This window comes from Massilia sp. R2A-15, from assembly GCF_030704305.1.
Taxonomy (GTDB): Bacteria; Pseudomonadota; Gammaproteobacteria; order Burkholderiales; family Burkholderiaceae_D; genus JAFCUW01.
The window spans coordinates 1,032,960-1,053,247 of sequence record NZ_CP131935.1; the positions used below are offsets into that span (position 1 = coordinate 1,032,960).

At 64.9% G+C, this 20,288-nt stretch carries 22 protein-coding genes; 9 read left to right on the forward strand and 13 right to left on the reverse strand.

What is annotated here, in order from left to right; genetic code table 11:
- Positions 1-227 precede the first annotated feature (227 nt).
- A complete protein-coding gene (locus Q4S45_RS04640) occupies positions 228-1,304 on the forward strand; it encodes a porin (protein WP_305509593.1) in 1,077 nt (358 codons plus the stop codon).
- A gap of 85 nt (positions 1,305-1,389) precedes the next feature.
- On the forward strand, positions 1,390-1,836 hold the full coding sequence (locus Q4S45_RS04645; protein ID WP_305509595.1) for a hypothetical protein: 447 nt from the start codon (positions 1,390-1,392) through the stop codon (positions 1,834-1,836).
- A 230-nt stretch (positions 1,837-2,066) separates the two neighbouring features.
- Here Q4S45_RS04645 and Q4S45_RS04650 read toward each other — a convergent pair whose 3' ends face one another.
- The gene (locus Q4S45_RS04650; RefSeq protein ID WP_305509597.1) at positions 2,067-2,957 is read right to left on the reverse strand and encodes a dienelactone hydrolase family protein; all 891 of its coding nucleotides are present in this window, start codon (positions 2,955-2,957) and stop codon (positions 2,067-2,069) included.
- A gap of 154 nt (positions 2,958-3,111) precedes the next feature.
- On the opposite strand from Q4S45_RS04650, the gene Q4S45_RS04655 reads away from it, so the two are divergent.
- A complete protein-coding gene (locus Q4S45_RS04655) occupies positions 3,112-3,684 on the forward strand; it encodes a hypothetical protein (protein ID WP_305509599.1) in 573 nt (190 codons plus the stop codon).
- A gap of 79 nt (positions 3,685-3,763) precedes the next feature.
- Here the strand turns inward: Q4S45_RS04655 and Q4S45_RS04660 are convergent, their stop codons facing one another.
- Together Q4S45_RS04660 and Q4S45_RS04665 are read right to left on the reverse strand one after the other, a co-directional pair.
- A complete protein-coding gene (locus Q4S45_RS04660) occupies positions 3,764-4,771 on the reverse strand; it encodes a sulfate ABC transporter substrate-binding protein (RefSeq protein WP_305509601.1) in 1,008 nt (335 codons plus the stop codon).
- Between the two features lie 113 nt (positions 4,772-4,884).
- Positions 4,885-5,097 carry a hypothetical protein gene (locus Q4S45_RS04665; protein WP_305509603.1) on the reverse strand — a complete coding sequence of 71 codons (213 nt, stop codon included), beginning with the start codon at positions 5,095-5,097 and terminating at the stop codon, positions 4,885-4,887.
- 127 nt (positions 5,098-5,224) lie between these two features.
- Between Q4S45_RS04665 and Q4S45_RS04670 the strand changes: the two genes are divergently transcribed.
- The 3 genes from Q4S45_RS04670 to Q4S45_RS04680 are packed head-to-tail and all read left to right on the forward strand — an operon-like array spanning position 5,225 to position 7,699.
- The gene (locus Q4S45_RS04670) at positions 5,225-5,959 is read left to right on the forward strand and encodes a phosphatase PAP2 family protein (protein ID WP_305509605.1); all 735 of its coding nucleotides are present in this window, start codon (positions 5,225-5,227) and stop codon (positions 5,957-5,959) included.
- Between the two features lie 5 nt (positions 5,960-5,964).
- Complete coding sequence (locus tag Q4S45_RS04675) at positions 5,965-6,846, forward strand: diacylglycerol kinase family protein (RefSeq protein WP_374046095.1); 882 nt, start codon at positions 5,965-5,967, stop codon at positions 6,844-6,846.
- A gap of 16 nt (positions 6,847-6,862) precedes the next feature.
- Positions 6,863-7,699: a metallophosphoesterase gene (locus Q4S45_RS04680; RefSeq protein ID WP_305509607.1), complete on the forward strand. Its 837-nt coding sequence runs from the start codon at positions 6,863-6,865 to the stop codon at positions 7,697-7,699.
- A gap of 104 nt (positions 7,700-7,803) precedes the next feature.
- Here the strand turns inward: Q4S45_RS04680 and cls are convergent, their stop codons facing one another.
- From cls to Q4S45_RS04695, 3 genes are all read right to left on the reverse strand, one after another.
- Complete coding sequence (cls, locus tag Q4S45_RS04685; protein ID WP_305509609.1) at positions 7,804-9,192, reverse strand: cardiolipin synthase; 1,389 nt, start codon at positions 9,190-9,192, stop codon at positions 7,804-7,806.
- Complete coding sequence (locus tag Q4S45_RS04690; protein ID WP_305509610.1) at positions 9,189-11,279, reverse strand: site-specific recombinase; 2,091 nt, start codon at positions 11,277-11,279, stop codon at positions 9,189-9,191. Before Q4S45_RS04690 ends, cls begins: the two co-directional genes overlap by 4 nt.
- 279 nt (positions 11,280-11,558) lie before the next feature.
- A complete protein-coding gene (locus tag Q4S45_RS04695; protein ID WP_305509611.1) occupies positions 11,559-12,092 on the reverse strand; it encodes a DUF3617 domain-containing protein in 534 nt (177 codons plus the stop codon).
- 160 nt (positions 12,093-12,252) lie between these two features.
- Here Q4S45_RS04695 and Q4S45_RS04700 point away from each other — a divergent pair, with 160 nt between their 5' ends.
- Together Q4S45_RS04700 and Q4S45_RS04705 are read left to right on the forward strand one after the other, a co-directional pair.
- On the forward strand, positions 12,253-13,377 hold the full coding sequence (locus tag Q4S45_RS04700; RefSeq protein ID WP_305509613.1) for a sensor histidine kinase: 1,125 nt from the start codon (positions 12,253-12,255) through the stop codon (positions 13,375-13,377).
- Complete coding sequence (locus tag Q4S45_RS04705; protein WP_305509615.1) at positions 13,374-13,979, forward strand: response regulator; 606 nt, start codon at positions 13,374-13,376, stop codon at positions 13,977-13,979. Before Q4S45_RS04700 ends, Q4S45_RS04705 begins: the two co-directional genes overlap by 4 nt.
- 71 nt (positions 13,980-14,050) lie before the next feature.
- Here Q4S45_RS04705 and Q4S45_RS04710 read toward each other — a convergent pair whose 3' ends face one another.
- The 4 genes from Q4S45_RS04710 to Q4S45_RS04725 all read right to left on the reverse strand — a co-directional run bounded on the left by Q4S45_RS04710 (position 14,051) and on the right by Q4S45_RS04725 (position 16,197).
- The gene (locus tag Q4S45_RS04710) at positions 14,051-14,728 is read right to left on the reverse strand and encodes an OmpA family protein (RefSeq protein WP_305509617.1); all 678 of its coding nucleotides are present in this window, start codon (positions 14,726-14,728) and stop codon (positions 14,051-14,053) included.
- Between the two features lie 110 nt (positions 14,729-14,838).
- Positions 14,839-14,985: a lmo0937 family membrane protein gene (locus Q4S45_RS04715; protein WP_305509619.1), complete on the reverse strand. Its 147-nt coding sequence runs from the start codon at positions 14,983-14,985 to the stop codon at positions 14,839-14,841.
- A gap of 90 nt (positions 14,986-15,075) precedes the next feature.
- Positions 15,076-15,291 (reverse strand): hypothetical protein, encoded by a 216-nt coding sequence (locus tag Q4S45_RS04720; protein ID WP_305509621.1) that lies wholly within the window; start codon positions 15,289-15,291, stop codon positions 15,076-15,078.
- 165 nt (positions 15,292-15,456) lie between these two features.
- Positions 15,457-16,197: a glycine zipper 2TM domain-containing protein gene (locus tag Q4S45_RS04725; RefSeq protein ID WP_305509623.1), complete on the reverse strand. Its 741-nt coding sequence runs from the start codon at positions 16,195-16,197 to the stop codon at positions 15,457-15,459.
- Between the two features lie 226 nt (positions 16,198-16,423).
- On the opposite strand from Q4S45_RS04725, the gene Q4S45_RS04730 reads away from it, so the two are divergent.
- Positions 16,424-17,155 carry a Crp/Fnr family transcriptional regulator gene (locus Q4S45_RS04730; protein WP_305509625.1) on the forward strand — a complete coding sequence of 244 codons (732 nt, stop codon included), beginning with the start codon at positions 16,424-16,426 and terminating at the stop codon, positions 17,153-17,155.
- A gap of 233 nt (positions 17,156-17,388) precedes the next feature.
- Here Q4S45_RS04730 and Q4S45_RS04735 read toward each other — a convergent pair whose 3' ends face one another.
- From Q4S45_RS04735 to Q4S45_RS04745, 3 genes are all read right to left on the reverse strand, one after another.
- Positions 17,389-17,610, reverse strand: a complete 222-nt coding sequence (locus Q4S45_RS04735) for a glycine zipper 2TM domain-containing protein (RefSeq protein WP_305509627.1) — start codon at positions 17,608-17,610, stop codon at positions 17,389-17,391.
- Between the two features lie 25 nt (positions 17,611-17,635).
- Positions 17,636-17,953, reverse strand: a complete 318-nt coding sequence (locus Q4S45_RS04740; protein ID WP_305509629.1) for a BON domain-containing protein — start codon at positions 17,951-17,953, stop codon at positions 17,636-17,638.
- Between the two features lie 160 nt (positions 17,954-18,113).
- Entirely contained in the window at positions 18,114-20,189 is a 2,076-nt protein-coding gene (locus Q4S45_RS04745) for an AsmA family protein (RefSeq protein ID WP_305509631.1), read from the reverse strand.
- Positions 20,190-20,288 lie beyond the last annotated feature (99 nt).

A 20,288-nucleotide genomic window follows, 5' to 3' on the forward strand; every position in this document is an offset into this window, starting at 1 on the left:
GCATGCGGCCACGCGTCCCCATGGTCTGTGCGGCAGCTAACGTGTAGGCGCGGGCGCCAGAGGCGCATCGAACCGGGAGAGTTTTTGAGGAGCAATAGTGTCAGACAAGGCCGACATCTTTACAGGAAAGCTTGAGGCTGCTATGTGGTCTGGGCGACAGATGGGGGGACAATAAAAGCGGATATTGCAAGCGTACAGGCAACTTTGCCTGGTTTTGGAGCATACGCATGAAACAATCCGCCCTTGTTGCCGCCCTGCTTGGCGCTAGCCTTGGCAGCGCGTGGGCTCAAAGTTCGCCGCCGACCGTGTACGGCGTGCTCGACGCCGGCGTGGTCAGCGAACGCGGCTGCAACGGCGGCTGTACGACCCGCATCGACGGCGGTATCGCGACCGAATCGCGCATCGGAGTGCGCGGCAGCGAACAGATCAGCGACGGCCTGTCGGCAATTTACACCCTCGAAGCGGGCGTCCAGCCCGACACCGGCCGCTCCGGCCCGGACGGCAGGCTGCTGCGCCAGGCGTTCGTTGGCCTGAAGGGCAAGGCGGGCACCGTGACGCTGGGCCGCCAGGATAATCTGGAGCACGCGGCGCTGACCGATGTCGGCGATCCGTTCAAGGGCGGCACAGCCGGCAGCGCGACCAACCTGATCGGCACCTCCGGGCGCCGCGACGACAACAGCATCCACTACTACACCAACCAGGTGCACGGCGTGTCCGCCGCGGCCTCGTATGGCTTCGGCGAGGTGGTGGGCGATCCGTCCGGCAATCGCGCGTGGGGCGTGTCGATCGGGCTCGAGCGGGGACCGTTGACGCTGCGCGCGGCGCACCAGAACCGCAACTTCACCAAGATCGCGCCGTCCACGCCGATGGGCAACAACATGGACGCGAAAAATTCGATCATCGCCGCCAACCTGCGCGTGGGGATCGCCACCGCCTACGCCGCGTACAGCATCAGCCGCGGGACCGGCAGTTCGCCGCTGTGGAATCCGGACAATCCCTACAGTGCCGCGATCGCATCGGTACCGTCGACCGACAGCCGCGACGTGCTGGTCGGCCTGGCGGTGCCCGTCGGCGCGACCACCTTCCTCGCGTCGTACATTCGCAAGAACGACCGCGATCCGGCCAACCTCGACGCCAACCAGGTCGCCTTCGGCGCCAGCTATGCGATGTCGCGCCGCACCGATTTCTATGCCGCGTATTCGCGCATCACCAACCGCAACGGCGCCGGCTATACGGTCGGCAACGCCTCGTCGCACGGCAATGGATCATCGGCGCTGAACGTGGGCATGCGGCACGCGTTCTGAGCGCGGCGGACGTGTGGAGCGCGCCGCGAAAATGGAAATTTCGTTAAGCTCCCATCATGATTTGTCTAACCTTTCGGGAGTTCCTATGAGTGGCAGCAGCACATTAGATCCGGACAATTTTCCGGAACCGCCGGACCGCAGCCTGGGCAAGGGGCACGGCACCGATGCGCTCGGACCGAGCGACAATTCCGATTCGGGCAGCGATGTCGTTGGCGGACCGGGCTTCGCGCTGGGCGTCGATGACGACCTGCTGCCGGACCTGGACCGCGGCACCAGCGAGGACAGCGAACGCGGCCACGGCACCGACAGCGCCGGCCCGGACATGGGCGACGCCAACCTCGACAGCGACAGCGATTCGGGCGGCACGGGCGAGCGCGCCAGTGCGGGACGCGATTCGTCAACGCGCGACGGCGCCGACATCGACACTGATTCGATTCAGTCGTTCGAGGACGTGCCGCTGAGCGACGAGGACATCGACTTCATGCAAACCAATCCGCCGGACAAGGCAGAGAAGGCGCCACGCGGCAAGTAGCGGCGCTGGGGTCTGGTCCTGCGGACCTGACCCCATTTTCAATGGCTCGGTCAGCGTGAAGTGGGGAACGCGCCGCAGCCCAAGGGCTGGGGTCAGGTCCGACGGACCCGACCCCGGGTTTGTTGGCGCTGCGTGATTTTTCCTGTAGCGCCTTCGCACCGTGGCGCCCGAACATCGAAGATGGGGTCAGGTCCGCAGGACCAGACCCCGATGACTTGCTCCGCCGCCGTTCAGCCGGCCAGCTTCGCCTTGAAGAAGTCGACGGTGCGCTGCCACGCCAGCTTCGCGGCGGCCTCGTCGTAGCGCGGCGTGGTGTCGTTGTTGAAGCCGTGCTCGGCTCCCGCGTACACGAAGTACTGGTAATTCACGCCTGCCGCTTTCAGCGCCGCCTCGTAGGCCGGCCATCCCGCCCGCACCCGCTCATCCTTTTCCGCGTCGTGGATCATCAGCGGCGCCTTGATTTTCGGGACTTCCGAAGCCGGCGCCTGCTGGCCGTAGAACGGCACCGACGCGGCCAGGTCGGGTACGGCAGTGGCCAGAAAATTGGCGATGCCTCCGCCCCAGCAGAAGCCGACCACGCCGACCTTGCCGTTACTGTTCGGCAGGGACTTGGCGACGTGCGCCGCTTCGACGAAATCGGCGCGGGTTTTGGTTTGGTCGAGCTTGGCAAACAGCGCGCGCGCCTTGTCTTCGTCGCCCGGATAGCCGCCCAACGTGAACAGGGCGTCCGGCGCGAAGGCGATGAATCCGTCCACCGCCAGGCGGCGCGCGATGTCTTCGATGTGCGGGTTGAGGCCGCGGTTCTCGTGCACCACCAGCACCACCGGTAACTTGCCTTTGACGTGGGCTGGCTGCACCAGGTAGCCGCGCAACTTGCCGTAACCATTCGGCGACGGGTACTCGGCATACGTCGCCTTGATGCGCGGATCGGCCGGCGCCACGATTTGCGCTGCGAAGGTCGGCGACAGCGCGGAAAGCAGGCTGGCCGCGGTGGCGCCGCCGACGGCGTAGCGGCCGGCCTGCGCCAGGAAGCCGCGACGGTCGAGCTGGCCATGCACATACTGGTCGAACAGTTTCAGCACTTCTGGGTCAAAGTCTTTGGCGGTCAGGCGTTTCGTCATCGCGTCGGGCTCCTGGGGTTGGTTGGTTGTATTGACGGCGTCGCGCTCGCCTGCGAGAGCGCGGTGGCATGATGATAACCCGGTTGCGGACGGGTTGGGCAGGGCGAAAAAACTTTGTGATTGCTAACCTCACGACCGCGAGAAAGGGCGTGAAATGCAGGATCGCATTGCAGTGCTGGAACGGGATGTCGCCACTATCAAGTCCGAACTTGAGGTAATCAGACGCGAGTGCGCCGACGCTGCCGATCTGACGGCGCGCACGTCGCGCATGGAATTGGACATAGCCATTTTGAAGGGCGATGTTGCGCAACTGCAGAAGGATGTTACGCAGTTGCAGAAGGACGTGGCGCAATTGAAGATCGACGTTGCGGAACTGAAAATCGACGTGGCGATTCTGAAGGAAGATGTCGCGCTATTGAAAATCGCGGTAGCGACCCTTCAGAGCGATTTGACGAAACTTAAGGAAGAGTTCGGATTGTTTCGCAGTGAAATGACACGTATGAACACCGAACTGTCGCACTGTGCAAAGAAAGAAGATCTGAAGGAGCTGAAGGCGGAGATGAAGGCGATGGAATCGAACCTCAAGGGTTGGATGCTAGTCATCGCCATTGCCCTTTTGAGCGCTCAACTGGCGATGTTTTCCTACATGAGGTCGATAGGGCCTGCGATTCATGCAAGCGCGGATCAGCTTGATTCAACATTGTCCGCGTCGCGCGTGGCGAAATAAATCAGCGACACTTAAAGATGGGGTCAGGTCCGCAGGACCAGACCCCGGTGCTGTTGGCGCCGCAAGTCATACGGCGAGATTATTTGCGGCCGGGCTGGTAGATCTGGTCGAACACGCCGCCGTCAGCAAAGTGCGCTTTTTGGGCCTTGGTCCAGCCGCCGGCCACTTCCTCGATCGTGAACAGTTTCAATTTCGGGAACTGTGCCGCGTGCTTTTTCGCGAACTTGTCGACCGCCGGACGGTAGTAGTGCTTCGCGGCGATTTCCTGGCCTTCGTCGCTGTACAAATATTCCAGGTAGGCCTGCGCCACCTTGCGCGTGCCGCGCTTGTCGACCACCTTGTCGACCACCGACACGGGCGGTTCGGCCAGGATGCTGACCGACGGCGCCACGATCTCGACCTTGTCCGGGCCCAGTTCCTTGATGGCCAGGAAGGCTTCGTTTTCCCATGCGATCAGCACGTCGCCGATGCCGCGCTCGACAAACGTCGTGGTGGCGCCGCGCGCGCCGGAGTCGAGCACCGGCACGTTGCGGTACAGCTTGCCGATGAAGTCGCGCGCGGTGGCTTCGGAGCCGCCGGGCTGGCGCAGCGCATAGCCCCATGCCGCCAAATGGTTCCAGCGCGCGCCGCCCGAGGTCTTGGGGTTGGGCGTGATCACCGCCACGCCGGGCTTGACCAGGTCGCCCCAGTCCTTGATGCCTTTGGGGTTGCCTTTGCGGACCAGGAAGACGATGGTCGAGGTGTAGGGCGATGCGTTATGCGGCAAGCGCTTTTGCCAGTCGTGCGCGAGCAGGCCGCGTTCGCTGATAGCATCGAGGTCGCTGGCGAGCGCGAGCGTGACGACGTCGGCCTCGAGTCCGTCGATGACCGAGCGCGCCTGCTTGCCGGAGCCGCCGTGCGATTGCTTGACGGTGACGCTGTCGCCGGTCTTTGCTTTCCACTGGCGCGCGAACGCCGCATTGAAATCCTGGTACAGCTCGCGCGTCGGATCGTAGGACACATTGAGCAGGGTGATGTCGGCGGCCGATGCGGCCTGCGCCAACAGCACGAGCGCGACCAGCGCCTGGCTTATTTTTTTGAGCAACATCTGATTTCTTTCGATGGGGAGGAAGCTCTAGCCTAAAACGGCCTCATCGGAAAGGGAACGAAGGAAATCAGTTGTCGATATGCGATTTTTAAAGAACGGTGCAAGCGAGGCGCTTAGTGCGCCTTGGACAGGATGAGCAACCAGCGGCGCATCAGCAGCACTTCAACATGGCCAGGCTCGACGCCGGTATCGCATTCGATCACCGGGTTGACCGCATAGAAGCGCTTGCGGAAGTCGCGGGTTACCAGCACTTCGCGGCGGCCGAGGCGCAGCATGAAAGGGGTGGGAGCGTATTCCATGCCGAAAGAGCTGTTCAAGGTGGTCATGACGATTTCCTTAATGTTGTTGTGTTGGTCCAGAGATTCCAGAATAGCACAACTACTGTATAAATCTACAGTTACTGTACGAATTCACAGTATTTTTTAGAAGTGTGGTTTTTTCACCAAGGTGCCCATGTCGACGTCTTCTTTTCCCCGCCTGCGGCGTTTTCTCGCGGCTCGTCTGTCGCCCGAAGGGCAAACCGGCCTGCACCTGACCGTCGGCGTGCTGCTGATGGTGGCGGCCGCCTGGCTGTTCGGCGACATCGCCGAGGATGTGGTCCACAACGAGTCGATCACCTTGCTCGACGTGCGGCTGGCGCACTGGTTCCACGTCAACGCCACCGCGTCGATGACCCGCTTCATGCTGCTCATTTCGAACTGGCACGGGATGGTGGGCGCGCCGATCATGGCGGCGCTGCTGGCGCTGTTTTTCTACAGGAGGCGGCAGCATTACTGGATGATGGCGCTGTTCGCTGTCGTGCCGGGCGGCATGTTGCTAAATGTGCTGCTAAAGTATGTTTTCCATCGCGCGCGGCCTAGTTTCGACGATCCGCTGCTGAGCCTGACGACCTACAGTTTTCCGAGCGGGCACACGGCGAACGCGGCCTTGCTGTACGGGCTGGTGGCGTGCTGGCTGTGGGTGCACCATCGCAGCATCGGCGCGCGTGCGGCCTGTGTGGCAGGCGCCTGCACGATGGTGGCGCTGGTCGGCATCAGCCGCATGTATTTGGGGGTACATTATCTGAGCGACGTGCTGGCGGCGGCGGCGGAAGGCTGCGCGTGGCTGGCGGTTTGCATCACCGCGATTTCGACCTTGCGCCGGCGCCGGCAGGGCCATTCGCTGAATCAACCCGGGAGAGACACCTGAAGCGCATCGAAGTGATCATCAATGGCGGGGCCGGCAGCGGCCACGACGACCAGGCCGCCAGCGACCTGCGCAACAAGTTCGCCGCGCATGGCTGCGAGGCGTCGGTGACCCTGGCGAAAAGCGGCGCGGAGATGATCGACGCCGCGCGCCGGGCGGTGCGGGAGGGCGTCGATGCCGTGGTGGCCGGCGGCGGCGACGGCACCATCAATGCGGTGGCGTCTGTGCTGGCGGACAGCGGCGTGGCCTTCGGCGTGCTGCCGATGGGCACGCTGAATCACTTTGCCAAGGATGTCGGGGTGCCGCTCGATCTTGACGAAGCGGTGCGCACCGTCGCCAAAGGCAAGCGCCAGCAGGTGGACGTGGGCGAGGTGAACGGCAAGATTTTCCTGAACAACTCGAGCCTCGGCCTGTATCCGGACATCGTGCGCGACCGCGAGAGGCAGCAGCACCGTCTCGGCCGCGGCAAGTGGCCGGCGGCCGTGTGGGCGACCGTGGCGGCGCTGCGCCGTTATCCGTTTCTCCACGTGAACCTGTGCGTGGATGGCAAGGAGCTGGCACGCAGCACGCCGTTCGTTTTTATCGGCAACAACGAGTACACCATGCAAGGCCTGTCGATCGGCGAGCGCGCCAGCCTGGCCGACGGCAAGCTGAGCCTGTACGTGGCCCAGCGTCCGGGCCGGCTGGGCCTGATCCGCTTCGCCTGGCGCGCGCTGTTCGGGCGGCTGGCGCAGGAGCGCGATTTCGATGCGATGCTGTCGGACCGGTTCGACATCGAAACGCGCCATCAGCGCCTGCGCGTGGCCACCGACGGGGAAGTCAACATCATGGCGACGCCGCTGCGCTACCGGATCCGTCCGGGCGCGCTGACGGTGATCGTGCCGCAATAAGCATCGAGGAGACATCATGCGCACAGTAGTTCATTTATCCGACCTGCATTTCGGCCGCGTCGACGACGTCTTGCTGGCGCCATTGCGCGAGACCGTCGAACGCATCGCGCCGGACGTGGTGGTGGTGTCGGGCGACCTGACCCAGCGCGCCAAGAGCGAGCAGTTCGAGCAGGCGCGCGCCTGGCTCGACACCTTGCCGGGACCGCAGATCATCGTGCCGGGCAACCACGACATTTCGCTGTACAACGTGTTTCGCCGCTTCGTCAAACCGCTCGAGCGCTACCAGCGCTACATCACGGACGACCTCGATCCGATCCACGTGGACGAGGAGATCGCGGTGCTGGGGATTAACACGGCGCGCTCGCTGACGTGGAAGGATGGGCGGATCAACGAGGAGCAGGTAGCGAAGATGAAGGAAGAATTCGCCGGCCTTGCCCCGCACGTCACGCGCATCGTGGTGACGCATCATCCGTTCGACCTGCCGCAATCCGCCGACGAGGACGACCTGGTCGATCGCGCGCCGATGGCGATGAAGGCGTTCGCCGAAGTGGGCGTCGACCTGCTGCTGGCGGGCCACCTGCACACCAGCCACGCCGACACGACCGAGGAACGCTACGGGATGTCCGAGTACGCGGCGCTGGTGGTGCAGGCCGGCACGGCGACGTCCACGCGCGGGCGCGGCGAGGTCAATTCGTTCAATGTGCTGCGCGTGGAGCACGACCGGATCGAAGTGGACCGTTATGGGTGGGATGTGCTCAGCTCAGCGTTCTCGCTGATGACGACGGAGGCGTTCATGCGCAGCGGCGACGTGTGGGCGGCGCATAACGACGGGATGCTGGCCGCGGGCATCTAAAGGCGGGTGTCGTTCCTGCGGAGGCAGGAACCTATGCTGAGCGTGCAGCTCGATGAACTCAAGCTCAGTATGGGTTCCTGCCTCCGCAGGAACGACAAGCTAGGTCAGATCCAGTATTCGGTCAGCCGCGACGCCCATTCCTTGATGCGGTCGGCGAATGGCCGGTGTCGCCATTCTTCGCGGGTCACTTCCTTCGAGTCGCGCAAATCCTCATTGAAGGCGTTCTCCATGTCCTGCCCGAAGGCCGGGTCGAGCACGATCACATTCAGCTCGTAGTTGTGAATGAAGCTGCGGCGGTCGATATTGGCCGAGCCGATGGTGGACCACGTGCCGTCGATCACCGCGGTCTTGGCGTGCAGTACCGCGACCTGCAGGTGGAAGATCTTGACGCCGCCGGCCAGCAGCTGGTCGTAGAACGCGCGGCCGGCGTGCATCACCAGGCCATGGTCGGTCACGCCGGGCAGCACCAGGCGCACGTCCACGCCGCGCCTGGCGGCGGCCACCAGCGCGTCGACGATCTGCGGATCGGGCACGAAATAGGCCGAGGTGATGTGGATGGTCTTCTTCGCTTCCTGGATCGCCAGCACCAGCGACTTGTAGATCTCGAAGCCCTTCTCGGGATCGCTGGCGAGCACGCGTACGATCTTGTCGCCGGCCGGCGCCAACGGCGGGAAGTAGTTCGCCTCGGGCAGTTCGCCCGCCTCCTGGCGCACCCAGTTGTTGACGAAGGACCACTGCAGCGCCGATACCGCCGGCCCTTCGATCTTGATGTGGGTGTCGCGCCAGCCGACCTTTTTCTTCTCGGCCGGATTGGGCTTGCGGCGCGAACCGAAGAAGGAGCTGTTGGCGTAGTCGCTGCTGATGTTGATGCCGCCGGTGAAGGCGACCTTGCCGTCGACGACCATCAGCTTGCGGTGGTCGCGGTTGTTGACCTCCCATTTTCCCGTGGCCTTGGCCGGGTTGACCGGGTTGAACGCGACCAGCGTGATGCCGGCTTGCTTCATGTGGTCGAAGAAGGCCTGCGGCGTGCCGATGGTGCCGACGCTGTCGTACAGCACGTTGACGGTCACGCCCTGGCGGCGCTTTTCGATCAGCAGCTCGGCGAACTCCATGCCGACCGGATCCTGGTCGAAGATGTAGGTTTCGAGGTTGATGGTCGATTTGGCGTCGCGCGCGGCGGCGATCATTTCCTTCATCGTGGCCGGGCCGTCGATCAGCAAGGTGACCTTGTTGCCGGCGATGAGGGGCACGCCGGTGGCCGCTTCTTCCTGCACCGCCAGCGCCTTCATGTCGGGCGTCGCGTGCGCCCAGCGCTTGGCCAGCAGGGCGGCGGCCTGCTTCGACTGCAGCGTGCCGTTCGGCGTGGCGACGGTCGGCGTGGCCTTCGCGGACGCCGCGCCGCCAGCGCCGACGTCGGGCAGGCTGGCGCACGAGGCTACCGCCAGGGACAGCACCATCGGGAGCCACCATTTGCCGCTGCGCGTTCTTGTCATGTCATTCCTTTGGGTAGTTCAACGGTGGGCTGGTCGGATGGCAGATCCTTGGGCCCGATAAAAAAGTCGAGCGGGGCGGCAATGAAACGCCGTCCCAGCGCGCGCAGCAGGCGGATGCCGTGCTCGAAGCGGATATTGCGCGCCCGCAGCGCGACCCATAGCGCCAGCGAGAAGCTGACCAGCAGGTTGACCGCGCCGATGGCCAGGAAGCCGGCTATGGATGTGGCCGCCAGTTGCCAGCTTACCCGATGATCGAGGGCGACCAGCGCCGTGGAGAAATTGGCGGCGGAAAAGGTCACGTGGCGGATGTCGAGCGGCAATCCCAGCAGGTAGCCGAGGGTGCCCATGCAGCCGAGCAGGATGCCGAAGTAGAAGTTGCCCATCAGGCCGCCGAGGTTGTTTTCCAGGTACACCGACAGGCGCGCCAGGCGCTCCTGCCCGAGCCAGCGGCCCAGGCCGCGCAGCTGGCGCACCCGCTGGGCCATCCGGGTGTAGAGCGCCTTGTTGTCGTAGTAGCCGGAAATGAGGCCGGCGACGAACAGGCAGACGCCGGCAATGGCCGCATACATCAGCGCCAGGCTGTGGAACGGGTCGATGTCGTGCAGCAGGTGCATCGCCTTGGCCGGGTTCACCAGGTGGGCGCCGCTGACGCTCTTCCACACCATCGCGATGGCCCACGCCGTCGGCAGCACGGTGGCCAGGTTGCCCAGCACGGCGACGCACTGGGTGCGAAACACCTTGTTGATCAGCTCGGCCATGTTGTCGAGGTCGATGTGGCGCCCGTCCTTCGACGACAGGCCGGAGGCGATGCGCGCGGCCGTCATCGCCGGCTGCTTGGTCGCGACTGTGAAATGCAGCAGGTGGATCAGCATGAAGCCGAACGAGTAGTTCATGCTGAACAGAAAGGCTTCAACCAACGGCGCGCTGCGCAACCAGGCCAGCAGGATCTTGATCATGGCCATGAAGCCGACGATGAGGCCAGCGCCGGCCGAGGACAGGAACATGCCGCGCAGCTCGGCGCGCGTCTCGGCGATGTAGTGCTCGCCGGTGCGGCTGGCGTTTTCCGTCACGTTGCGCGCCAGCAGGTCGACGTTGTCGGCCAGCAGGCCGCGGATTTCGTACTTGGCGTTGTGGGCCTCGATCAGTTCCTCGGCCAGCGCGATGGCGCCGGCGCGGCGCAGGCTGGTGGGCGGCTCGGCCGGCGGCGTGGCCTCGGCGGCGACGGCCTCCAGGTCCACCGTGGGCGCGCTCGGCAATTCGCCGCTGACGTCCACCAGGAACAGCAGCTTGCGCAGGCGGTCGATGCTTTGCGCCAGCGCCACCAGCAGGTAGGTTAGCGCCACGCTGGTGCCTTGCGCGGCGGCGTTCTTGCGGATCTTGCCGAGCGCCGCCTCGCACTGGTCGAGCATCACCAGCAGGTGCCTGGCGTCTTCCGGCGCGGCCTCGCCCTCGGTGAGCATGCGCGCGTAGCCGTCGAGGTAGTCGTTGACCTCGATGTTTTGCATGAGGAAGGGCGAGTCGAAGGTCTCGATGTCGGGATTGCTGCGGATCAGGCGCGGCTCCAGGCCCAGCGCGCAGACGCGGCAGGACAGGGTGCGGATCGCGTCCAGCATGCCGAGCAGGGTGGTGCGGCGGGCCGCGGCGGCGTGTTCGCGCGGCGTGGCTGCGGCGATCGCGTCGAACAGCGCGAGCCAGTCGGCGGTCGGCACGGCGTTGATCCAGCGCCAGTCGGTTTCCAGGTACAGCACTTCGTCGATGGCGTCGGCCAGGTAGCTGTCGTCCAGCGCCGGCGGCAGGAAACGGTAGGCGATGCGACGCTTCAGTTCGACGACGAAGCCGTCGTTCGACAGGATGCCGATGTCGGTGTACAGGCTGGTGTGGCGGCGCTGTTCGAGCAGGGTGCACAGCGCGGCGCCGAGGCGCGCGGCGTGGTCCGGGTGGGACGCCAGCAGGCGGGTCAGGGCGCGCACGTTGGCGCTGGCAACCTCGCCCTGGCTCGGATGGGGCGGGCGCAACTTGTCCACCAGCTCGACGAGCAGGTCGATCCGTCCGGTGTCGGGAGCGATGCGCTCTAGCGTGGGAAGCATGGAAATATTGGTGCTGGTACAAAAGGACAGTGTACCGGGCGCATGCCAATATTCTTTGTACGCTAGCGTACGAACAGCTTGGTTGTCGTACCTGCGAAGGCAGGTACCCATGCTGAGCGTGCGTTAGCTGTCCGGCATCCTCAGTATAGGTTCCTGCCTTCGCAGGAACGACAGGCGATTACTGTGGCGGACGGACGGCGCCGCAATCGGCGGCCAGCCAGCGGCCGCCTGTTCGGCATCCTCAGCATAGGTTCCTGCCTTCGGAGGAACGACAGGCGATTACTGTGGCGGACGGACGGCGCCGCAGTCGGCGGCCAGCCAGCGGCCGGTCGATTCGACGCTGACCGTTTCGCTGGCGCCGGTCGCGGTGGTGGTCATGCGCGTGCTGGAAGTGTAGGCAGTCGGACTGGTGAAGGTGGCGCTGCCTTCCCCGCGGCCATCGGGATTAGTGCAGGTGAACGAGTAGTGCATGGTCTTGCCCGTCATCGGCGAATTCTGGAAGCTGCAGTTGCCGCGCTGCTGCACCGGCAGTTGCTGTTTCGCCGCCATTTCCTTCGTGATGCAGACCTTGGCGACGACGCCGTCGTTGTTCAACACCACGCCCTGGCGCGCCATCATGCCTTCGATCTTCGCGCGCTGCTCGGGATTCATGCTGGCCAGCTGCTGCTGCGCCATGGCCATCGCATCCTTGAGCTTGCCGTTGCCGGAGTTGATCTTGTTATTGGTTTCCCACAAGCCGGGCTTGATGATCTCGGCCGCGTGGGCGCTGACGGCGAGGACGGCGAAGGGCAGGGCCAGATAGTGCAATTTCATGGTCGCTCCGGGTTTTGATGGGCTCGGGCAAGAGCATAAACCAAAACGCCGCGCCCAAGCGTTCCGCAGCGGCCTGGCCGCATGACGATTGTCACTGGCGCCCGACTTGGCGCGCATGGTAGCGTTCGGGGTGCGACTCATCGATTATCGGGAAAACCATATGCTCATCAATTCGTTGCAGCGGCTGCGGCAACTGGCCGGCCGGCCCTGGATACCGCCGCGCCGCGGCAAGGCGCCTTACCTGTGGCTCCTGATGCTGTCTTTCCTGTTCTGGAAGTACATGGTCGTGGCTCCGACCTGGATCGAAATCGGATTGCTGGCCGCGACGGCGCTGCTGTTCGTTCCGGTGTATTTCGCCAGCTACTGGTGTCTGGGCTCCGCGCAGGCGCTGGTGATTGCGCTGACCTGCCTGTTCGGCGTCGTGTGGGCGCCGTTCAATTTCGGCGCCAGCACCTTTTTCATTTTTGCCTGCGCGATGGCCGCGGCCATCAAGACCCCGCGCAATGCCTATTGCACCGTGCTGGCGATCGTGGCGCTGGCCGTCGCCACCGCCTGGCGCCTGCCCGGCGCCGGCTTCAATTTCCTGGTGCCGGTGCTGATCGTCGGTACCACGCTTGGCTTCAGCGGCGTGATGGAGGCGCAACTGCGGCGCTCGCGCGACCAGCTGCTGCGCAAGCAGGAAGAGGTCGAGCAGATGGCCACCATCGCCGAACGCGAGCGCATCTCGCGCGACCTGCATGATCTGCTGGGGCACACGCTGTCGCTGATCACGCTCAAGGCCGAACTGGCCGGCAAGCTGTTCGAGCGCGACCCGGATGCGTGCCGGCGCGAGATCGGCGACATCGAGCACAGCGCGCGCGCGGCGCTGTCGGAGGTGCGCAGCGCGGTCAGCGGCTATCGCCAGACCGGCTTCGCCCACGAGCTGACCGGCGCGCGCGCCAGCCTGGCGGCGGCCGGGATCGCGCTGCGCGCTGAGGTGCAGGCGTTTGCGCTGCCGCCCGCTTGCGAGAACGTGATGTCGCTGGCGCTGCGCGAAGCGGTCACCAACATCGTGCGCCACGCCGGCGCCACCGAATGCGCGCTCAGCCTGGCGCTGGAGGACGGCATGATCGTGCTGCGCGTGGCCGACAACGGCGCGCGGCTGGCCGACGGCGCGGCGGTCAGGCCCGGCAACGGCCTGACCGGCATGCAGGAGCGCATCGCCGCGCTGGGCGGCAAGCTGGCGCTGCGGGTCGAGCGCGGACTCGCGCTGGAGCTGCGCCTGCCGGCGGGAGCGGCGGCGTGATCCGCGTGCTGATCGCCGAGGACCAGGCGCTGGTGCTCGGCGCGCTGGCGGCGCTGCTCAAGCTTGAGCCGGACCTGGACGTGGTCGGCTGCGCCCGCAACGGGCGCGAGGCGCTGGACCTGTGCGTGTCGCTGGCGCCGGACATCGTGCTGACCGATATCGAAATGCCGCAGATGACGGGGCTGGAGCTGGCGGCGGCGCTGGCGGCGCAGAAGCTGGCGTGCAGGGTCATCATCGTGACCACGTTCGCGCGCTCGGGTTATTTGAGGCGCGCGCTGGACGCCGGGGTGCGCGGCTACTTGCTGAAGGATGCGCCGGCCGACGCGCTGGCGGCGGCGATCCGCAGCGTGCATGCGGGCGGGCGCGCGGTGGCGCCGGAGCTGGCGCTGGAAGACTGGCGCGGGCGCGTCGATCCGCTCACGGAGCGCGAACGCCAGGTGCTGCGGCTGGCGGGCGAGGGCAAGAGTTCGGCGGAGATCGCGAAGTCGATCCACTTGTCGGAAGGGACGGTGCGCAATTATCTGTCGGAGGCGATCAGCAAGTGCGATGCGGCGAACCGGATCGACGCGTTCCGGCTGGCGCGCGACGCGGGGTGGCTGTAAGGAAGTTAGGCGTTAAAGGGTCTGACCTGCGGGGTCAGACCCAGGTGTAGCGGTTCGCAAACCGCCGCCATTTAGCCGCGAGGATCGCGCTCCGCCACGAAGATCTCGACGCGGCGGTTGCGTGCGCGACCCGACGGATCGTCGTTCGAGGCAATCGGCTCGCGGTCGGCGCGCCCGTCGATGGCGATGCGGCTCGGCGACACGCCGCGCGTGGTCAGGTAGTCGCGCGTATGCGCCGCGCGGTCGACTGACAGCGGCTGGTTGACGGCGCTGCTGCCGGTGCTGTCGGTGTGCCCGATGATGGTCACGGTGGTGCCCGGATTTTCGTTCAGCGTGCCGGCAAAGCGTTCGAGCACGGGACGGAAATTCGGCTTGATGTCCGAGCGCCCGGTATCGAACGACACGTCGCTCGGAATTTCGAGCTTGAGGCGGTTGTCCTGGGTCTGGCTGACCTGGACGCCGGTGCCGCGCGTGGCCTGTTCCATCTGCTGCTTCTGCTGCTCCATGCGCTTGGACCAGACGTTGCCGATCAGCGCGCCCGCGGCGCCGCCGATGACCGCGCCTTTGGCCGCACGGTCACCGCCGCCGCCGCCGGTGCTGGCGCCGAGGATCGCGCCCAGGCCCGCGCCGATGCCGGCCCCTTGCGCCGTGCCGCGCTGGGTCGGGCTCATGTCCGCGCAGCCGCTCGCTGCCAGCGCCACGATGGCGGCGCCGATGACGGAACGGGTGAGTTTGTTGATTTTGTTCATGTTCTGTCTCCTCAATTGAAAAAAATCCGTTTCGTAGTCGCATCCGTCAAAACGGGAGCGACCGCGAAACGGATCGGGCATCAGTGCGGATGTCCGAGTGCAGTGACGTGCTAAATGCCTCGACCGCTGATCAGCTTGACCAGGATCATGATGACGGCGACGACCAGCAGAATGTGAATGAAGCCGCCTACAGTGTAGGAGGTTACCAGGCCAAGCACCCACAAGATCAGGAGAATAATTGCGATGGTATAGAGCATGATGTGTCCTCATTTAGTTGTGATAGCGACAGGTTCGTCGTGAATTCAGTATCCCCAATTGACCGTCATCGATCCGTACGGTGCCGTACATTAAGAATAACTTTTTTGCTCAGTTCGCAATCCAGGAATCCAGCCCGCAAAGCCCATCAGCCCGACCAGGCCGATCAGGCAGGTGACCAGGCCGCCGGCGATCAGCAACATCACATCCTGCGGCGGCGCGGAATCCCCGGCGCCTGCTCCGGTTAGACCGCAGCCAGCGACAAAAAGTCCCCAAATGATGATGCCGATCCAGTGCAAGCTGTTCATGCGAATCTCCTGATGGCCGCCCGATGTTGGGCACGCAATCATTCTGTCGCCGAGCTCATCAGTAGCTCTGTTCGCCAGCGCACGTTGCACAAAAGAAAAACGCCATGCGGCATTTGCCGGCATGGCGTTCTTTTGACCGGTCCAGCGGGGCGAGCCCCGCCGCCGTCAGCGTACCGAGTGCAGGGCGCCGTTGACGACGCGCACGCGGTCGCCCTGGTGCCAGCCCGGCGAGGACTGGTGGAAGGTGCGGTATTTGCCGTTGTCCATGCGGACGCGGATCTCGTAGCTGTGGCTGGCCTTCATGTTGCCTTCGACCTGGTTGCCGACCACGGCGCCGCCGACCGCGCCGGCGACGGTGGCCAGCTGGCGGCCGTGGCCGCTGCCCACCTGGTTGCCCAGCAGGCCGCCGAGGATCGCGCCGCCGGCCGCGCCGACGCCGCTGCCCTGGGCGCGGGTGGTGATTTCGCGCACCGATTCGACGTTACCGCAGTTGTCGCACCAGTTCTTCGCGGGCGCCGCCGCGGCGACCTGGACGGGACGGTAATTGGCATCGCGCATGCTTGGCGCCGGCGCTGGCATGGGTTCGGTGTAGCGCGGCGCCGGATCACGCAGCGGGCGCACCGGCTCGTCGGCGAAGCGCTGCTGCACCGGCTGGCTCACCGGCGCCTGCACGTAGGGCTGCTGGCCCGGCTGCAGGGCCTGGTTCGGCGCGTCCATCTTCATGGCCAGCGCGGCGCGGTCGGCTTCGGTCAGATCGCTGCGGGAGGCGGCACTGTTGCCGCCGATCGAAGACGGCAGCCAGCCCATGATGGCGGCGGTGCCGACCAGGCAGAACAGGATGATGGCGATCGCCGCGAGGATCATCATCGGGTGATGGCCGGTCTTGTGGGTGAGGGGAGTTTGCATGGTGATTCCTTTTGGTTGTTATGGTCGTGCTCGATGTGAGTCATTCTGTCTGGGAACATGCCCGTGTTCCGTGCGTCACCGTACATACTTTCAGTTTTAGAGCCGTTACGCTGACTTAAATTGTTTGCAAATGTAAGCACGCACCATTTAACAAATGGCCTCTCCCAATGATCGCCACCAGACGAGAAAAATGTTTCAACACACGCCACCGAGCCGCGAGGGGCCGATGAATTTTGCGGCCGTCCAGACGGCGGCAGAACCGAACGGTAACTTGTTGCTGGCAGCCTTGCCGGAAGCCGACCTGGCCCGGCTTGCGGCGCTGCTCGAGCCGGTCCATGTCGAGGTCGGCGACGTGCTGTTCGAGCCGGGCGAGCAGATTCGCCAGATCTATTTCCCGCACGACTGCCTGGTGTCCCTGCTCGGCGTGGCCGAGGGCCGCATGACGCTCGAAGTGGGGCTGGTGGGGCGCGAAGGCATGCTGGGCGCGACGGTTGCGCTCGGCCACGAGCAGGCCCAGGTGCGCGCGGTGGTGCAGCGCGCCGGCCGCGCCAGCCGCATCGACAGCGCCCTGTTTCGCGCCGAGTTCGCGCGCAACGCGGCCTTGCAGCGCGTGCTCTACCGCTACACCGACACCTTGCTTGCGCAGGCGATCCAGATCGCCGTGTGCAGCCGCTTCCATGTGCTCGAAGCGCGCCTGGCGCGGTCGCTGCTGATCACGCGCGACCGCCTGCAATCGGACAAGTTCCACCTGACCCACGAATTCCTCGCGCACGCGCTCGGAGTGCGGCGGGTCGGCGTGACCAAGGCCGCCAGCGCGCTGCAGCAGCAGGGGCTGATCAACTACAGCCGCGGCAATATCGAGATCATCGACCTGCCGGGCCTGGTGGCGGCCTCGTGCAAGTGCTACGAGATCGTCAAGGAAGCGGGGGAGGCGGCGCTGGCGACGGCGTTCGTTTGACGTCGTTTCATTACGCAACACATGCGCATCGGGGTCTGGTCCTGCGGACCTGACCCCATCTTTGCTTGCCAGGGCAGGATGGTCTCAATCAGGCGGCCGCGCGTTGGGTGCGGTCGACTCCCGCGGGAGCCAACAAGATGGGGTCAGGTCCGCAGGACCAGACCCCATTTTTCTTTGGTGCACACGCAAAAACGCCCCGGCAAGCGGGGCGTTGCGTTTCGCGGAAGCGAGAATTACTTGGTGGTCTTGACCTGGTTGCCGATCACGCCGCCGACAGCTGCGCCGCCAACGGTGCCGACGGTCGAGCCGCCCGTCAGGACGCTACCGGCTACCGCGCCGACGCCAGCGCCGATCGCGGTGTTCTTGTCTTGACCCGACATGCCGGCGCAGCCGGTCAGGCCCAGTGCAACGGTTGCCAGCGAAGCGGTAACGATCAGTTGTTTGATGGTTTTCATGGTTGTATCTCCTATGGTGGTTGGGTTACTTCAGGCGCAGGTCGTTCTTGACCGATTTCACGCCGTTCACGGAACGCGCCACCGACGATGCGGTCGCGATGTTTTCGGCCGAGCTCACGAAGCCGCTCAGCTGCACAACGCCTTTGTAGGTCTCGACGTTGATTTCCGAAACTTTGAGCGTCGGGGCATTCAGGATTGCCGCCTTGACGCCGGTGGTGATGGCCGCATCGTCGATGTACTGGCCTGGGGTTTCATGCTTCTCGGTCGTGGTGGACGCGCAGCCGACCACGGTCGTCAGCATCAGCGCAGCCAGCAGGGTCGATACGATTTTCAGGTTCTTCATGTTGTTGTCCTCAGTGGTGGGCAGGTTATTGTTGTTGAGCTAGCCGGCAAAGCGTGATTGCCTCACCGATAAGTCACACAGTAAAGCGCCGCCCGTTTCTGGTCTGTTCGGCAACGCACACTTGTTGTGTGCAATACATTTCCTTACAAATTCCCCAAGATCATCGCTTCGCGTGGGCCGGCGGCGGTGGGGCCACCGGCTTGACGCGCGCGGCCGCCAGCAGCTTGCCGCACTCGCTGTTCTCGCCAGGACCCGCGTTGATCAGGGGCAGCAGGGCGGCCGCCGGCGCGGCCACGGCCGCCAGCGCCACCGCGCCGCCGGCCTTGAGCGCGACGACGCCCTTGTCGATGCCCACGCGCGGCGCGTTGAACGGGCCGGTCACATGCAGCGGCGCGCGCAGCGAGAAGATGCGCAGGCTCTTGGTCTCCGGGCGCAAGGTCAGGTTCAGCTGCTCGTCTGCCAGGTTGATCGTGCCGTCGGCGGTGATCACCGCTTCGTCGGTGTCGACCACGAAGGTGCGCGTCTGCATCAGTCCGTTTGTCACCGCAAAATCGGTGGCCATGCAGTTGAGCTTGACGTCCTTGTCGCCGAACATCTTGGTCAGGATGATGTTGCCCACGTTCAGGCCCATTTCTTCCAGCAGCAGCTTGCTCACCGAACCCTGGTTGATCAGGGTCTTGATTTCGCCGTTCGAGCCGGCCAGCAGGGTCGCCACCGAGCTGCCGGTCGAAGACAGCTGGGCGTCGCCATTCACTTCGCCGACGGTGGCCTGCATCTTCTCGATGGTCGGGAACAGCTGCTTGATCTGCAGGTGGCGCGCGGTGACCTTGGCGGTGGCCTTGATCGCATCCTTGCCTTCGCGCCCGCTGCCGTCGAGCTTGATGTTCGACACCATATTGCCGCCGGCGACGGAGAAGTTCAGCGGGTTGAGCGTCAGCACGCCGGCATTCATCACCAGGTGGGTCGACAGCTTGGTGATCGGCAGCTGCTTGTCGCGGACGATCTGGTCGGCCGAATACTTGACGTCCACGTCCACCGTCTTCCAGCGGTCGGTGCGGAATTTTTCGACCGGCAGGACCTTGCCGGCCGGCTGCACCGGCGCCACGCCGCGCGCAGTCTTGCTGGCGTTCGAATCGGCGCCGATGATCGGGCCGAGGTCGGAGAAGCGCAGCAGGTGCGACACCACGTTACCGGTCAGCATGCCGCGCGGCTTGCCGGTCTGGAACTCGAGATGGCCGGCGATGTCGCTGCCGCCGACCTTGCCCTTGAACTTGTCGTAGGTCCAGCGGCTGCTTTTCGCGTCGAGCGTGCCGATCAGGCGCCCTTCGGTGGTGAACGCCGGGGTCTCCGGCAGCAGCACGCCGGTAAAGTTGTACAGCCGCGCCATGCTGGGCGCGCCCAGCTTGAGCCGCAGGTCGATCGCCGCCAGTTTCGCAGGACGCGTGACCGTGCCCTCGGCGCTGACGTGGGTGGCGCCGGAATGAAATTCGGCCTTGATCGGGAACGGCGTGTCCTGGTTTTTCAGCGACAGCACGGCGCCCGCCTTGCCGCCGCCGGCCACCGGCGCGTCCTTGAAGGTGCCGCGCAGCTTCCAGCTGACGCCGTACGTGGGATCGCTGTCGAGGGTGTCGATGTCGGCGGTGACGTCGGCTTTTTCCAGCGCGTCGGCCACATGCACCACGCCCTTGGTAAACACAACGCGCTCGAGGTCGAGCGTCCATGGCGACGGCTTTTCCTGGTGGTGGAAGGTCCAGTTGTTCGATCCGTCGGCCTTGCGCAGCAGGTCCACCGCGGGCGACTGGAATTGCAGCACCGGCACCTGGATGGTGTGGCGCAGCAGCGCGAACGGGTTGAGCGAGAACGACAGCTCGCTGACGCTGGCGGTGTCGCGCGCCGGCATGCCTTCGGGATTGCTGACGTGGACATCCTTTGCGACCAGGTGCGGCCAGGGGATGTGGTCACGCCAGGTCGCGGCCGGGCCGGTGATCTGCTTTTCCCACGTGAGCGACAGGTCGCCATTGATGGCGAACGGGCGGCCGATCGCTTCGCTGGTGCGCGCGTTCAGCCAGGGGCGCGCCTTGTTCCAGTCGTAATTGAGCAGGATTACCAGCGCGATGGCCGGGATCGCAACCAGCAGGCCGATTACCCACAGGACGATTTTGGTGGTGCGGGCTTTGCGGCGCGGGCTGGCGGACGGATTGGGCGGGGCGCTGCGCTGCGCTTGGCTGTCGGGCATGGCCGATCCTTCTCTTCATATAAAGTAAGGGCCAGCCTAGCGCAAATGGCAATGGTTTGATGTGCGCTGACGCACCCAGCGCAAGCCGGGGCGGGGAAC

What these genes read in the sequence shown, in the direction of transcription:
- Q4S45_RS04640 (WP_305509593.1), top strand. Translation starts at nt 228, where the DNA reads ATGAAACAATCCGCCCTTGTTGCCGCCCTGCTTGGCGCTAGCCTTGGC.
- Q4S45_RS04645 (WP_305509595.1), top strand. Translation starts at nt 1,390, where the DNA reads ATGAGTGGCAGCAGCACATTAGATCCGGACAATTTTCCGGAACCGCCG.
- Q4S45_RS04650 (WP_305509597.1), bottom strand. Translation starts at nt 2,957, where the DNA reads ATGACGAAACGCCTGACCGCCAAAGACTTTGACCCAGAAGTGCTGAAA.
- Q4S45_RS04655 (WP_305509599.1), top strand. Translation starts at nt 3,112, where the DNA reads ATGCAGGATCGCATTGCAGTGCTGGAACGGGATGTCGCCACTATCAAG.
- Q4S45_RS04660 (WP_305509601.1), bottom strand. Translation starts at nt 4,771, where the DNA reads ATGTTGCTCAAAAAAATAAGCCAGGCGCTGGTCGCGCTCGTGCTGTTG.
- Q4S45_RS04665 (WP_305509603.1), bottom strand. Translation starts at nt 5,097, where the DNA reads ATGACCACCTTGAACAGCTCTTTCGGCATGGAATACGCTCCCACCCCT.
- Q4S45_RS04670 (WP_305509605.1), top strand. Translation starts at nt 5,225, where the DNA reads ATGTCGACGTCTTCTTTTCCCCGCCTGCGGCGTTTTCTCGCGGCTCGT.
- Q4S45_RS04680 (WP_305509607.1), top strand. Translation starts at nt 6,863, where the DNA reads ATGCGCACAGTAGTTCATTTATCCGACCTGCATTTCGGCCGCGTCGAC.
- cls (WP_305509609.1), bottom strand. Translation starts at nt 9,192, where the DNA reads ATGACAAGAACGCGCAGCGGCAAATGGTGGCTCCCGATGGTGCTGTCC.
- Q4S45_RS04690 (WP_305509610.1), bottom strand. Translation starts at nt 11,279, where the DNA reads ATGCTTCCCACGCTAGAGCGCATCGCTCCCGACACCGGACGGATCGAC.
- Q4S45_RS04695 (WP_305509611.1), bottom strand. Translation starts at nt 12,092, where the DNA reads ATGAAATTGCACTATCTGGCCCTGCCCTTCGCCGTCCTCGCCGTCAGC.
- Q4S45_RS04700 (WP_305509613.1), top strand. Translation starts at nt 12,253, where the DNA reads ATGCTCATCAATTCGTTGCAGCGGCTGCGGCAACTGGCCGGCCGGCCC.
- Q4S45_RS04710 (WP_305509617.1), bottom strand. Translation starts at nt 14,728, where the DNA reads ATGAACAAAATCAACAAACTCACCCGTTCCGTCATCGGCGCCGCCATC.
- Q4S45_RS04715 (WP_305509619.1), bottom strand. Translation starts at nt 14,985, where the DNA reads ATGCTCTATACCATCGCAATTATTCTCCTGATCTTGTGGGTGCTTGGC.
- Q4S45_RS04720 (WP_305509621.1), bottom strand. Translation starts at nt 15,291, where the DNA reads ATGAACAGCTTGCACTGGATCGGCATCATCATTTGGGGACTTTTTGTC.
- Q4S45_RS04725 (WP_305509623.1), bottom strand. Translation starts at nt 16,197, where the DNA reads ATGCAAACTCCCCTCACCCACAAGACCGGCCATCACCCGATGATGATC.
- Q4S45_RS04730 (WP_305509625.1), top strand. Translation starts at nt 16,424, where the DNA reads ATGAATTTTGCGGCCGTCCAGACGGCGGCAGAACCGAACGGTAACTTG.
- Q4S45_RS04735 (WP_305509627.1), bottom strand. Translation starts at nt 17,610, where the DNA reads ATGAAAACCATCAAACAACTGATCGTTACCGCTTCGCTGGCAACCGTT.
- Q4S45_RS04740 (WP_305509629.1), bottom strand. Translation starts at nt 17,953, where the DNA reads ATGAAGAACCTGAAAATCGTATCGACCCTGCTGGCTGCGCTGATGCTG.
- Q4S45_RS04745 (WP_305509631.1), bottom strand. Translation starts at nt 20,189, where the DNA reads ATGCCCGACAGCCAAGCGCAGCGCAGCGCCCCGCCCAATCCGTCCGCC.